We start from the raw sequence: 14,645 nt of genomic DNA, 5'->3' as shown, positions 1-14,645 counted from the left end.
TAAATATTGAATCTATGAAAACAATCAAGGCTTTTTTCTTTATCTGCCTTATTGCTTTAGTTGGATGTAACAGCGATTCAAATGGTCCTGTTAAGTCTTACGAAAGTGTTGATGAAATGGTAGCTGATATCCGTAAAAATGTTACTGAGATATCTGTGAGTGATTTTCACAGCTTAATGAATGGTGAAGATCCATATGTACTATTGGATGTGCGACTCCCTAAGGAACACGATAAAGGTTATATACCTGGTTCGGTTTCTATTCCGCGTGGTGTTCTTGAATTCAGAATTGGAAGCGAAAAGGTATGGGATGAGGAAGGACTTTATGTGCCGGAAAAAGAGGAACTACTTATTCTTTATTGTAAGAAAAGTAACCGCAGTCCATTGGCAGCATTGCGCTTACAGCAATTGGGCTACAAAAATGTAAAGGTAATAAGTGGAGGTTGGCATGGCTGGCACGAAGCTTATCCCGAAATCAGCGAAGATAATATTGAAGAAGGTGGGATGGAATATGCTGCCTCCGAAGAAGAAGATTCCGGCGGATGCTAAACTTGAACTATCTAACCTGAATTATAACCTAAACTAATACAAATCTAAACTATTGAGTCATGAAAAAATTAATGAAGTATTTCTTTATTTTTACATTGGTGCCGACATTATTTCTGTCCTCTTGTAAGGAAGAAAATGATGTTTATACCCCTGAACCAGGTCCTGATCTATCGGAAAACTTTGAAACCTTAAAGGATTACATGGTTGCTAACGATCTTGATCTTCCAGATGTTTTAACTGGGTGGATTACAGCAGCTCCAGCGCAGGCTGATTTGGCTACTTTCCTTGATACTTATGATATTATTGATATTCGATCTGCAGATGCTTATGCTGCTGGTCATATTGAAGGTGCAGTTAATTCATCATTGGAGAATATTTTAAATACTGCAGGTAATACAACTAAGCCTATTTTGGTTGCCTGTTATACAGGACAAACAGCATCTCATGCAGTAGTTGCTCTTCGTTTGAGTGGTTACACAGATGCAAAAGTTTTAAAATGGGGGATGAGTGGTTGGAACTCAACATTATCAGGACCTTGGCAAGGAAAATCAGGTGCCGAAAATGGTGCTGTTGGTGAAGGTCATGCAAATTGGTTAACTACTCCTGCAATTGCAAACAACCAAACTTTCAACTATCCTGGATTCAATACAACAGCTACAAGTGGAGCTGCTATTCTTGAAGAGAGAGTGAATGCAATGATTTTGGGAGGTTTTAAAGGTGTTAATGCTTCTGATGTATTAACTACTCCATCTAATTATTTTATTAATAATTATTGGTCGCAAGATGATGTTGATCATTATGGACATATTGCCGGTGCATACAGAATTCAACCTTTAAGTCTTGAAAACAATGAGATAGCTAATCTTGATCCTGATGCTACAATTTGTACTTATTGCTGGACAGGTCAAACTTCATCAATGATTACAGCATACTTAAATGTTGTTGGGTATAATGCTGTTTCGTTGAAATTTGGTTCAAATAATATGATTTACCCAACATTAGAAAGCCATAAGTTTGTTACTCCTACCGTTGATTTACCGCTTGTTACATCTACACCAACAAATGTTTTTGGAACCTTAACCGATTACCTGGTAGCTAATGATCTTGATTTACCGGATGTTTTAACCGGATGGATTACAGGAGCTCCGGCACAGGCTGACTTAGCAACTTTCCTTTCAACTTATGATATTATAGATATTCGATCTGCAGATGCATACAATGCCGGCCATATCGAAGGTGCAATCAATTCTACTTTAGGAAATATTGTATCAGATGCAGCAAGTACAACAAAGCCAATATTGGTAGCTTGTTATACAGGACAAACAGCTTCTCATGCAGTAGTTGCACTTCGCTTAAGCGGATACACAGACGCTAAGGTATTAAAATGGGGAATGAGTGGATGGAATTCAACTTTATCAGGATCTTGGGAAAGTAATTCAGGTGCTACCAACGGTGCAGTTGCCGAAGGTCATTCAAATTGGGTTACCTCTGCTGTAGAAAGCAATCAATCTTTCGATTACCCAAGCGTAATGTCAACATATACTGATGGAGCTAATATTCTTCAGGAAAGAGTAACTGCTATGACAACGAATGGATTTAAAGGTGTTAATGCTACAGATGTTTTGACATCACCATCGAACTATTTCATAAACAACTATTGGGCGCAAACCGATGTTGACCATTACGGGCATATTGCTGGTGCATATAGAGTTCAACCATTAAGCATAGAAGGTGGTGAATTGGCTAATCTTGATGCAAGTGCTCAAATTTGTACCTATTGTTGGACAGGTCAAACTTCTTCTATGATTACGGCATATTTAAATGTACTTGGTTATGATGCTGTATCATTAAAGTTTGGTTCTAACAAAATGATTTATCCATCATTAGAGAGCCATAAGTTTGTTGCTCCAACAACTGATTTACCATTAGTAAACTAGTACAGGAACAAGATATATTCATACAACTAACCGAATATCGGGAATTGTATTTCACCGATATAATTCCCATAACCTAAAAAAAAGATAATCATGAAAAAATTATATGCATTACTATTTGCACTTGCTTTTTGTATTCCTATGCTGGTAAATGCGCAAGGATGTGATGAGCCATCAGATGAGGGAGTTAATGTTTTTGGTTTTATTCAACCTAAATATCAGTATAACGAAAATGCTGCAAATGATGATACCAATACTTTTGATTTTAATAGAGCTAGAATTGGTGTAATGGGGAAAATCCCTTATGATATCAGTTACTATGTAGTGCTGGAAGCAAGTCCTGATAACCAAAGACATGATGGAGATGCTTACCTGTTGGATGCATTTGTAACTTATTCACGCTACGATTTCGCTCGTATCTCTATGGGGTCTTTCAAGTCGCCTATTTCATTGGAATTAAACACTCCATGTCACAAATTGCACACAATTAACCGTTCAAGAGTAGTTGAGCAATTGGCAACTCCTGATCGCGACCGTGGTTTTATGGTTCTTGGTGGATCAGACACTACATTATTCCAATACAGTGTTGCCGTAACCAATGGTAACGGATTGTTTGATAAGGATGACAATAAAAAGAAAGATTATGCTGCACGTGTGGTGGTAAATCCTCACAAGAATTTCAAAATTGGTGCAAGTTATAAGTATGGAGAATCAGCTTCAGCAACAGCTGGCATGCCAGATGATGAAAGAACCAGATGGGGTGCTGACCTTCAGTACAAAACAGGAGCTTTTATGTTGCAAGCTGAATACTTGTATGGTAAAGATGTTGGATCTTATACAACCGGTGGTGGTTGTGGCGAAGAGCTAACACTGCATCAAGGTAGTGTTAAGCGCGATGGTGGATTTATCATGGCAATGTACAAGTTTAAAAACAACCTGCAGCCAGTATTTAAATGTGAATTTTTTGATTCAGATAAAGATATGGGTAACAATACAGAATTCTGTACTACTTATGGTTTAAACTACTTCTTAAACGATTGGACAAAAATTCAGGCAAACTATGTGTATCGTGCTGAAAGAGCCGATGAAATTGATAACGATATTTTCATGTTGCAGGTAACTGTTAAATTTTAAAAATTATTACAAGGGAGCCAATTTGGCTCCCAATAATTCATTGAACTGTTAAAAACTAAAGATTATGAAAAAGATATTATTACTTGTTTTTGTTTGCTTTTTAGGCATTCAAATGACATTTGCTCAAGATGTAATTTCAGTTAAGGAATTCTTGAAAATTAAAGGGAATGATAATGTAGTACTTGTGAGTACACGTAAAGCTACTGATTACGCTAAGGTTCATATTGATGGCGCAATTCATGTAAATCACAAGGATCTTTACAAAGCTGAACCCAAAAGTACATTAAAATCAACTGCTGAAATTGCTAAGATTCTAGGAGCGAAAGGTATTAGTAATACCAATACAATTGTTTTGTATGATAATGGATCTGGGAAATATTCAGGACGTGTATACTGGATTTTGAAATATTTAGGCGCAAAAGATGTGAAAATTCTTGACGGACATATGAAAGCCTGGAGAATGGCTCGTAAGCCGGTAACCAAAAATCCTGTTAAAAGAAAAGCAACAACTTTTAATGTAGCTCTTAATAAGGCTGCTATTGCTGATATCGTACAGGTGAAAAAAGCATCAAATTCTTCAGCTGCTGTTGTTGTAGATGTTCGTTCAGCTGATGAGTACAAGGGAATTAAGGAATCAAAATTGCCTAAAGGACACATACCAAATGCCATTAACCTTGAATTCAAAAAGGTTATGACTAGCAAAAGCAAGTTGAAGTCTAAAGAAGAATTACAGGCTTTATTCAATGCTGCTGGTATTACCAAGGATAAGGAAGTTATCTTATACTGTGAATCTAGCGTTCGTGCCGGTGTGGTTTACATGGCATTAAAATCGGCTTTAGCTTATCCTAAAGTAAAAGTATATGACGGTGCTCTATTTGAGTGGACCGCTACTGAAACTGTTCAAAAGTAGTTTCTTTTCATAAATTCAATTCATGCCCTTCGTACTCGGGGGGTATGAGTTTAAGCTATTCTGCTATTACACAAATTAATAGAAATTGTAGAGGCTTTAAGTCCTGTTGAAAGTTGAAAGACTCAACGAAATTGAATAAACAGGTGTTTGTTCTAACAGCATCAGTTCAATTATAAAACAACAATCTGATGAACAAATCGAGAAGAGAATTTATTAAGTTATCCGCAATTGGCGCAGGAGGATTGGTATTGGCCAATCCGCTTTTAAATGCCATGATAGGGCAAGTAAATGCTGCTGAACCAATGGATGCTTCGAAAATAAAGCGCTTCCCAACATACTGCGAAGTTTGTTTCTGGAAGTGTGCCGGTTGGGTTTACACCGACGAAAAAGGTGAAATCTGGAAAATAGAAGGAAATGAGGATGATCCGCATTCAAACGGAAGGTTCTGTCCTCGTGGTACTGGCGGTTTAGGAATGTACAACGATCCTGATCGTTTGAAGACTCCTTTAATGAGAGTTGAAGAAAATGGAAAACAAACTTTTAAGGAAGTTAGCTGGGATAAGGCTTTCCGCTTTATCGCAGAAAAAATGAATGAAATTAAGGAAGAAAGTGGGCCAGAGAGTCTTGCCTTGTTCAAACATGGATCAGGTGGTGCACATTTTGGAAAACTTTTTAAAGCTTTTGGTTCTAAAAACATTACAGCTCCTTCTTATGCACAATGTCGTGGTCCACGTGAAGTTGGGTTCAATACTACATTCGGATCAAATATCAACTCTCCTGAACCAGTCGATCTTGAGAATACCAAATGCCTGGTATTAATCGGAAATCATATTGGAGAGAACATGCACAACTCTCATGTGCAGGAAATGTCGAAAGCCATTGATCGTGGAGCTACAATTATTACTGTTGATCCAAGATTATCAACAGCAGCAAGTAAATCGAAGTATTGGTTGCCGATTAAACCAGCTACTGATATCGCTTTGCTTCTGGCATGGATGAACGTAATTGTTAGCGAAGAATTATACGATAAGAAATATATAGAGCAATATGCTTACGGCCTGGAAGATTTGCAGGCTCATGTTGCTGACAAAACGCCTGAGTGGGCAGAAAAAATTACAAGCATTAGTGCTGATGTAATTCGACAGACAGCACGAGAAATGGCATTCCATGCTCCAGCAACTTTAATTCATCCTGGACGACATGTAACATGGTACGGCGATGATACACAAAGATTGAGAGCAATGGCCATGCTTAATGCATTGTTAGGTTCCTGGGGAAGAAAGGGTGGTTTCTATTTCCCGGAAAAAGCAAAGGTAGCTTCTTATCCACACCCTGGATATCCACCTGTAAACTGGACCTGGAAAGATCATTTGGATGGTACATATGCATTGGCAGGATCATCGATAGCAAATGTATTTGTGGATATGTCTCATCCTAATAATGAATCTGATTATAAGATTAAAGGTTGGTTTGTTGTAGGTACGAATTTAATCTCAACAATTCCTGATACCAAGAGAACCTTAGAGGCAATTCAGAATCTTGATTTATTGGTAGTGGTAGATACAATGCCTATGGAAATTACAGGTTATGCAGATATTATTCTGCCTGAATGCACCTATTTGGAACGTTACGATGATATGCGAGTGTCTCCGAACAGGTTCCCAAATGTGGCGGTAAGAGTTCCTGCTGTTAAGCCAAAATATCTATCAAAACCATCAGATTGGATTGTTAGAAAATTAGCTAAGAAATTAAAACTATCGAAGCATTTCAATTATGAAAGCTATGGTGAAGTAATTGATTGGCAATTGAAGCAAATGGGTTCTTCATTAGCAGAAATGAAAGAAAAGGGAGTTCTTAAAATGGAACGTAAAACTCCAATGTTTATTGAAGCGGACGATTATCATGAGTTTGGTACATCTACAGGAATGATTGAACTGTATTCATTGGATTTGGAAATGGAAGGATTTGATCCGATTCCAAATTACACACCACACCCTGAGCCACCAACTGGATACTATCGTTTGAATTACGGTAGAGCACCAATGCATACTTTTGGCAGAACTGCCAATAACCCAAATTTGAATGAGTTGATGAGTGAGAATAGTCTTTGGGTAAATCCTTTTGTTGCTGCCGATAACAATTTGGAGAATGGTCAGGAAGTTTGGTTGAAGAATCAGGATGGTGTAGTTTCAGACTTTCCTATTAAAGTACGAGTAACGGAACGAATAGGTAAAGACAATGTCTATATGGTTCATGGATTTGGTAGAGCCAATAAGAAACTAAAGAGATCATTTGGTAAAGGAATAAGCGATTCTCAATTGATTACGAATGTAATGGTTGATCCAGTAATGGGAGGAACCGGAATGCGTGGTAACTTTGTAAGTTTTGTAACCGATAAACCAGAAAGCGAGGTAGTATCATGAGATATGCAATGGTAATTGATACAAAGAAATGTGTTGGCTGTAGCGACTGTGTTGTAGCTTGCCAAAACGAAAACCGTGTGCCAATTGGGTATTGTCGCGATTGGGTGATTGAACATGCAAAGGGTACATTTCCAAATGTAAGTATCGAATTAAGATCGGAGCGTTGTAATCATTGTGAAAACTCACCATGTGTAAGATGTTGTCCTACAGGGGCAAGTCATTACGAAGAGGGAGGATTGGTAAAAGTTACTCGCCATGAATGTATTGGTTGTGGTGCTTGTGTGCAGTCTTGTCCTTACGATGCTCGTTATTCTCATCCCGATGGATTTGTTGATAAGTGTACTTTCTGCCACCATAGGCTACAAGAAGGTAAACTTCCTTCATGTGTATCGGTTTGTCCAACTGAGTGTATGTACTTTGGCGACTTGGATGATAAGGAAAGCAAAGTATATCAATTGTTACAAAACAGAGATTGGAAAGTGTTGGCTCCCGAGGTTGGAACAAAGCCACATGTTTACTATCTGATTTAATGATATTCAAGATAATGTTGATCAGCCTATTCAAGTTGGTTTTTGTATGGTGGTTGGTTGGCAGGTTTTAACAAGTTCAAGTTTTATAACGGATTCCGTTTGTCAGAATTCTTTTGCGCTGGGGTAATTCTGATGAACGGAATCTAAAAACAATCAAATTATGAACGAAGAAATTATTATAAGTGGAAGAATGAATCCAAAAATTGATCCTGTTTTGGCAATTTGGGGATGGGAAATTCCATTGTATTTGTTTTTAGGTGGTTTGGCCGCAGGAATATTGTTTTTTGCAGCACTTTACACCATTTTGGGTAGAGAAAAAGAACTTCCAACAGCAGTTCGGAAAGCTACTTTCTTGGTGCCTGCAATTTTAGTAATTGGTTTATTTGCCTTATTCCTTGATTTAAAAAACAAGCTGTATTTCTGGCAATTGTATACTACTATCCGATTAGAATCCCCAATGTCATGGGGAGCATGGGTATTAATGCTCGTTACACCATTATCAATAGTTTGGTGTGTTGCCTACTGGAGAGATCTAGTACCAAATTGGAAATTCAAAGTAGAATGGTTGGAATTTATAGAAGAGCAAGTGAATAAATACCGTAAGCCATTGGCTTGGGTAATGATTGTATCATCAGTTATTCTTGGAATTTATACTGGAATATTGCTTTCAGCTTTTAATGCAAGACCATTGTGGAATACATCTATTTTAGGGCCTTTGTTCCTAGTGTCTGGGCTATCTACAGGAGCTGCGGTTATCATGTGTATGTCGAAAGATCATTTGGAAAGAACGCTGTTCAGTAAAATTGATTTGATATTGATTGGAATAGAAATCTTCTTTATTATTCACCTGTTTATGGGATTTTTAGCTAGTAATGCTGCTCAAATTGAAGCCGCTCAATTATTCCTTGGAGGAGCATACACCTTGCCTTTCTGGGGCGGAGTAGTTGTACTGGGATTACTGGTTCCAGCCATTTTGGAAATTATGGAATTGAGAGGGAAGAAAATCCCGGTTGCTTTTCCTGCTTTCCTTATTTTGCTTGGTGGAATGATATTCCGTTTTATCATGGTAGATGCAGGACAGTTAAGTAAATATCTATATTAAAGGTTAGGTTTTAATTGTAGTTTAGGAAACCTAAGCGGTTTAATCACGTAATGATCAGAGGGTACAAGTATTTGTATCCTCTTTTTTATATGTTGATTTATGGCAGATGTAGTATATGACAAAGTAGAAGTTAAAAACTCCTGTGTAATAATCAGAAGTTTTTATGGTTTTGTTGAGATTCATGAAGTGTTGGATTCATTTTTACACATGAGAGACAGTTTAATTTGTAAAAATGTAATTGGTATTGTTACTGATTTTGAATCAGCCAATTTGAATTTTAAACTAAGTGACCTGGAGATTGTTGTCAAACACATCAACAATGAAGGAATTTATAAGAATATTAAATTGGCAATTGTTGTTGATACACCTAAAAAGACTGTATTCCCTATAATAGCTCAAGCAAAATTGAAGGAAGCGAAATTAAAACCATTTGCAAGCCTTAAAGCTGCAATGAATTGGGTATGTAATTGAACTTTATAAGTTTTACAAAAGTTATTCGGCAACCAAATCAAGTGAACGAACCTAGTAAGTGCCATCCAAACTGAAAAATCTTTTATACTACACTCGTAAAGAGCTTCCGGTCGACCAAATGTTGTGTACGAGTCTGGTACAAGTTATCCGGTCAAAAAAATCCTTTGTGCTACTCTCGTACGGAAGTTCTGGTTCACCAAATGTAGTGTAAGAGTTTAGTACGATATATCTTCTGAACAAAATTGCTCGTATGAGTTCAGTATATGCCATCTGGTCAGCCGAAAGTGTTGTACGAGATTCGTATGGCACTTCCGGCCAACCAGAAATGCCGTACGGATGTCGTACGTTCCGTTTTGTGAAAAAAATACTTGTACGAGTTCAAGTATGTTACATTTTCTCAAAAAAATCAATAAAATACATGAGTTTTAAACCTATTGCAGAGGATTGAATGTCTTTTTGCGATTATAATTTTTTGGAAGTAAGCGAATTTCTGTTGTAACTTAGGTAAAAACCGATGTTTTTCATCTAAATGATTGTTGTTATGGCTTCTAAAAATATATTACCACAAGATGTTGAGAAAAGGAGGGAGATCCTAAATGCCGCCTTAGAGATTTTCGTGCAGGAGGGGTATTTTGCCGCAAAAGGAGCAAAAATTGCAAAAGCTGCCGAGATTTCAGAAGATCAATTATTCTCTTACTTTGAAACCAAGGAAGATTTGCTGCATACCATAGTGGACGAAGCTGTTCATGTATTATACGACGGTTTGGATCCAAATGAAGATGGAGATCTTCAGGAAGTAGAATTACTATTCTTTATTAATGATTACGTTGATTCTATCGAGAAGAATTTAAAATTCTTTAAGCTGTTTTATGCTTTAAGATTACAACCCGGAGTTTTGCCTTTGTATCAGCAAGAGTTAGATGAAATTGTAAGTATGAAATTTGATGTACTGAATGAATATTTCAGTAAAACTGGAGCTGCCGATCCGGAAATGGAAACAGAATTTTTGACTTCTATGTTGGATGGTATTGCTATGAATTTTGTATTAGAGCCAGAAGGATATCCGATTGAGGCCATGCAACAGAAGGTTTTGAATATGTATATCACCAAAGCAGAATACGAGGAATAAACCCATTAAAAATTATCATTGAATAATGGGTAACAAAAAAACGACTCACATTGTGAGTCGTTTTTATATTGAATATTGCTAAATGCGATTTTTATTTTAATCCTCTCTTCACCAATAGAGCATCTTCGTTTGGCTCTGCACCTCTGAATCGCTTGTACAATTCCATTGGGTCTTCAGTACCACCTTTAGACAATACATTGTCGCGGAATAATTTAGCTGTTTGCTTGTCGAATAAGCTAGTTTCTTTAAATGCCTGGAAAGCATCTGAATCAAGAACACCAGCCCAAATGTAAGCATAGTAACCAGCTGAATAACCACCAGCAAAAATGTGCTTGAAGTAAGTTGAACGATATCTTGAGTAGATTTCAGGAATCAAACCTAAACCTTCAAGGTAGTTCTTTTCGAAAGTCATTACATCTTCAGTCAATGGTTCAGTTAAAGTATGATATTTCATATCTAACATTGAAGCTGCCAAATACTCAACAGTAGCAAATCCTTGGTTGAATTTACCAGCATTTTGAATTTTCTTAACCAATTCAGCAGGAATTACTTCACCAGTTTTGTAATGCTTCGCGTAAATTGCTAACATTTCTGGTTCGAAACACCAGTTTTCCATTACCTGAGAAGGAAGCTCTACAAAATCACGAGATACAGAAGTTCCTGAAAGGTAGTTGTACTTACACTTCGAGAAGAATCCGTGTAAAGCGTGACCAAATTCGTGGAATAAAGTTTCAACTTCATCTGGAGTTAACAATGCAGGAGTATCGCCAACAGGCTTAGTAAAGTTACAGATGTTCATGATGATTGGAGTAACTTCTTTATCGGTACCAAAACCTGATTGTTTACGGAATGAACTCATCCAGGCACCACTACGTTTTGAAGCACGTGGGTGGAAATCCATATAGAAAATACCAATGTGAGTTCCATCAGCTTCCTGCATTTCGAATACCTGGTTTTCAGGGTTGAATTTCGCAATATCATTACGTTCAACAAATTTAACACCCCAAAGCTTATTAGCCAATGCAAATGCACCTTCACGAACGTTGTTAATTTCGAAATATGGACGCAATTCTTCTTCGTCAAGATCGTATTTTGCTTTCTTTACTTTGTCAGCATAGTACCACCAGTCCCAAGAAGCTAGCTTGAATTTACCACCTTCTTTGTTGATGATTTTTTGCATTTCCTTCACTTCTTTCTTCGCATTAGGAAGAGCAGCTTTCCAAAGCTTGTTCAATAATTTGAAAGCATTTTCAGGATTCTTAGCCATGTTCTTTTCAAGAACATATTCTGCATAGTTGTTGTATCCGAATAATTTAGCACGTTGAATACGCAGATTTACCAATTTCTTGGCAATCTCTTTGTTGTCGTACTCGTTGTTGTTGTTACCACGGTTTACATATCCCATGTAAAGCTTCTTACGAAGATCACGATTATCAGCATACTGTAGGAAAGGTAACATGCTTGGCTTTTGAGTAGTGAACAGCCATTTTCCTTCTTTGCCAGCAGCTTTTGCAGTTTCAGCAGCAGCAGCAACAACACCAGCAGGAAGACCAGCAAGATCTTTTTCATTATCGATAACCAATTCAAAATTATTGGTTTCTTTCAATACATTTTCACCAAATTGAAGAGTTAATGAAGCAAGTTCTTCATCGATCTTACGCAATTGATCTTTCTTGTCAGCTGGAAGATTAGCGCCACCACGAACAAATCCTTTGTAGATTTTATCTAGCATAGTTTGTTCTTCAACAGAAAGTTCAAGTTGATCTTTTTGTTCGTAAACTGCCTTAATTCTTTTGAATAAGTTTTCGTTTAAGCTAATATCACCATAATACTTAGTTGTAATTGGAGATAATCTTTTAGCTAATGCAGCAATAGAATCGTTGTTTTCCGATCCTTTAATATTGTAGAATACATTTCCTACTTTATCCAATAAAGCACCTGATTTTTCGTATGCTAAAATTGTGTTTTCGAAAGTTGGAGCTTCTTTGCTGTTTGCAATTGCATCAATTTCCGCACGACCTTCTTCCATACCTTTCATGAAAGCTGGCTCGAAATGTTCGAATTTAATTAAATCAAACGGAGGAGTTTGATATGGAGTGTTGTACTCAGCAAAAAACGGATTGTCAGTCTTTTGCTCGCTTTTTTTTCCATCGCAGGCTGTAAATGCCATACCTGCTACAAGTAAATAAAGGAACGTCTTTTTCACTTTGTTAGGTTTAGTGTTAATATTAAAATTGTTCGATCGCCAAAATAGTAAAAAAACTCTGTCTTTACTAAGGGTTTTTACCCATTTAGCAACATGTTTTATTTAATTACGAATTGGCAATTACGAATTACGATTGTAATAGAAATATTAGATCTAATGTCAAAGGTATTTGCAAAATTCGCAATTACTCATTCTTAATTTGTAATTAATTATTTCAGTCCTTTTTTCAAGTTAAAGCTGGTTGATGGCTGTACTTGTTTTGATTGCTGGAAGTTCTTCATCAGTCTTTTAAAAGTGTTTGATGATACTTTCTCATTGCTCAAGTCAATTAAAAATCTTCTGAATCCTTCCTTGTACAAGTTGTTTTTCTGTTGCATCCAGGTAACTGGGTGTTTTGGATAAACAATGGTCATTCCATCGCGAAGCTCCTTGTTGTATTCACCTTGCATATCATCAATTAACTCATCATTTACCGTTTTAACTGGCATACGTGAGTAGAATAATTGAGGGTAGAAGTACACGGGAACAATTCCAAAACGATCATTGCTCTTCAACAAGTTTTCCAGATCATTTTCCTGTGGATGACAGAATAGGTTGATTTTTTCATCTCGCAGGTGAGCTATTGCAGCATCGTTAAACAGGTAAACATTCTCGTTGCAAGAAATGCGAGCTTTGTTTGGAAGCAATAGCTTTTGAGAAAGATGACTCAGCATAAAGTTCTGATATCCATTTCGCATGGCTTTTTTGCAAAGCTGCTTGTAGAATTCCAAATCTTTTTCCTGAATGAATTTTGGCAATTCAATAATTAGTTTGTTTGCATTCTTTTGAAGAAAAGGAACATCCCATTTCAACTCTTCCCATTCCGATTTTTTAAGGTTAAGTGTTAAATAGTTTAGCTCGTTTAAGTTTACTTTACGCAACCAGGCTAAGGAATCAATGCGAACATAGATTTGCTCTTTTTGTGGAATATTCTTTTTTCCTAAAGAGTTTAAAATTTTAGCTTTCTCAGTTCTATGCATGTTAGCTTTGAGTGGTTTACCTTCCTCACGGAACTTGTTGGGAAATTTTTCCTGCATCATTCCAGCCAAATATACCTGGTCGCCTTTCTCAGCTACAACATTTCCAATTTCAAGTTGATAAGTACCATTGCTAAGTTCTTTAAATTCCTTTACTTTAACGGCTTTTTGAGGTTCACCATTCTTTTGCTTAAACCTGATTCTGTTTCCCATTTGTATTTCATGAGAGGAGGTGAAAATAACAGAGTTTCTAGATCTCTTTTCAACAGTACCAATCAAAATTCCAGTATTTGTATTTTCTGTAATGGCTTTGTTTACATTTCCGGCAAGAAAATAACCAGTCTTCTCACGTCCCATATCATAGGCGAGAATTTCCTTGGCTGTTTTTAAGTCGTTATTGTCAATTACTTTTCGATAAGCTCTTGAAACATTATATACAAACTCTGCTGGTTTTAATCTTCCTTCTACCTTAATGGATTCTACACCCATTTTCATAAGCTCAGGCAATACATCCACAGCCTGATTGTCTTTTAGACTAAAGACGTAGCTTTTCTCTTTTCCTGTTTCATAGAACCTGCGGCAAGGTTGGGCACACAAACCTCTGTTTGCACCACTTCCGCCAAGAAAGCTACTAAATAAGCACATGCCAGAGAAAGAGTAGCATAGAGCTCCATGCATGAATATCTCTAATTCAATATCAGATTTCTTACGAATTTCTTTTAATTCAGGAAGAGTCAATTCCCTTGCCATTACAACTCTTTCGAAATCCTTGCTTTTGCAGTAAATAGCTCCCAATGAATTGTGGTGAGCCATCTGTGTACTTGCATGTACCGTAATTTTAGGAAAATGCTTTTTTACCAGGTAGTATACGCCCCAATCCTGAATGATGATGGCATCAATTCCAGTTTTCTGAATTAAATTTAAAGTATCCAACAAGTCGGGTAATTCTTCATTTTTAATTACCGTATTTAAAGTAAGATAAACCTTGATGTTATTTTTCTTTGCAATTTTAATGAGTGCTAGCAGTTGTGAGCTTGTAAAGTTTGATGCTCTTCCACGTGCATTAAATTGACGCAATCCCAGGTATACAGCATCAGCTCCACCTTTAACGGCAGCATGAAACATTTCAGGATTTCCAACAGGTAGTAATAGTTCAGGTTTATTCATTCTTTAAAAATTTGTTCTGTTGCAAAGATAGAATTGAAAATTGGGCTTAACGATTTTTGTACACAAAAAAACCGC

The 14,645-nt window shown here is 36.8% G+C and carries 12 protein-coding genes; 10 read left to right on the top strand and 2 right to left on the bottom strand.

Translation table 11 applies throughout. The annotated features are described in order from the left end of the window. Window positions 1-14 precede the first annotated feature (14 nt). From BXY64_RS20620 to BXY64_RS20580, 10 genes are all read left to right on the top strand, one after another. Entirely contained in the window at window positions 15-548 is a 534-nt protein-coding gene (locus BXY64_RS20620; protein WP_170150723.1) for a rhodanese-like domain-containing protein, read from the top strand. A gap of 59 nt (window positions 549-607) precedes the next feature. Beyond that, complete coding sequence (locus BXY64_RS20615; RefSeq protein WP_120241855.1) at window positions 608-2,485, top strand: rhodanese-like domain-containing protein; 1,878 nt, start codon at window positions 608-610, stop codon at window positions 2,483-2,485. 90 nt (window positions 2,486-2,575) lie between these two features. After that, window positions 2,576-3,616, top strand: coding sequence for a porin (locus BXY64_RS20610; RefSeq protein ID WP_120241854.1), 1,041 nt, complete (start codon window positions 2,576-2,578; stop codon window positions 3,614-3,616). 64 nt (window positions 3,617-3,680) lie between these two features. Next, the gene (locus tag BXY64_RS20605; protein WP_120241853.1) at window positions 3,681-4,526 is read left to right on the top strand and encodes a sulfurtransferase; all 846 of its coding nucleotides are present in this window, start codon (window positions 3,681-3,683) and stop codon (window positions 4,524-4,526) included. A 188-nt stretch (window positions 4,527-4,714) separates the two neighbouring features. Next, window positions 4,715-6,949: a molybdopterin-containing oxidoreductase family protein gene (locus BXY64_RS20600; RefSeq protein WP_120241852.1), complete on the top strand. Its 2,235-nt coding sequence runs from the start codon at window positions 4,715-4,717 to the stop codon at window positions 6,947-6,949. Then, complete coding sequence (locus BXY64_RS20595) at window positions 6,946-7,479, top strand: 4Fe-4S dicluster domain-containing protein (RefSeq protein WP_120241851.1); 534 nt, start codon at window positions 6,946-6,948, stop codon at window positions 7,477-7,479. The genes BXY64_RS20600 and BXY64_RS20595 overlap by 4 nt, the downstream gene beginning before the upstream one ends. 160 nt (window positions 7,480-7,639) lie before the next feature. Next, window positions 7,640-8,581 (top strand): NrfD/PsrC family molybdoenzyme membrane anchor subunit, encoded by a 942-nt coding sequence (nrfD, locus tag BXY64_RS20590; protein WP_120241850.1) that lies wholly within the window; start codon window positions 7,640-7,642, stop codon window positions 8,579-8,581. Between the two features lie 99 nt (window positions 8,582-8,680). Then, window positions 8,681-9,052 carry a hypothetical protein gene (locus BXY64_RS20585; protein ID WP_120241849.1) on the top strand — a complete coding sequence of 124 codons (372 nt, stop codon included), beginning with the start codon at window positions 8,681-8,683 and terminating at the stop codon, window positions 9,050-9,052. A gap of 250 nt (window positions 9,053-9,302) precedes the next feature. Beyond that, window positions 9,303-9,500 carry a hypothetical protein gene (locus BXY64_RS21495; protein ID WP_147376065.1) on the top strand — a complete coding sequence of 66 codons (198 nt, stop codon included), beginning with the start codon at window positions 9,303-9,305 and terminating at the stop codon, window positions 9,498-9,500. A 93-nt stretch (window positions 9,501-9,593) separates the two neighbouring features. Continuing rightward, window positions 9,594-10,181, top strand: coding sequence for a TetR/AcrR family transcriptional regulator (locus BXY64_RS20580; RefSeq protein WP_170150722.1), 588 nt, complete (start codon window positions 9,594-9,596; stop codon window positions 10,179-10,181). Window positions 10,182-10,272: 91 nt separating this feature from the next. Here BXY64_RS20580 and BXY64_RS20575 read toward each other — a convergent pair whose 3' ends face one another. After that, window positions 10,273-12,387, bottom strand: a complete 2,115-nt coding sequence (locus tag BXY64_RS20575) for a M3 family metallopeptidase (RefSeq protein WP_245996721.1) — start codon at window positions 12,385-12,387, stop codon at window positions 10,273-10,275. 209 nt (window positions 12,388-12,596) lie between these two features. Further along, window positions 12,597-14,570, bottom strand: coding sequence for a peptidase U32 family protein (locus BXY64_RS20570; protein WP_120241846.1), 1,974 nt, complete (start codon window positions 14,568-14,570; stop codon window positions 12,597-12,599). Between the last annotated feature and the right edge of the window lie 75 nt (window positions 14,571-14,645).

Origin of the sequence: Marinifilum flexuosum (assembly GCF_003610555.1) — a bacterium.
GTDB lineage: Bacteria > Bacteroidota > Bacteroidia > Bacteroidales > Marinifilaceae > Marinifilum > Marinifilum flexuosum.
Note: the sequence above shows the minus strand (reverse complement) of the source record. Positions and strands in the feature narration are given on the sequence as shown.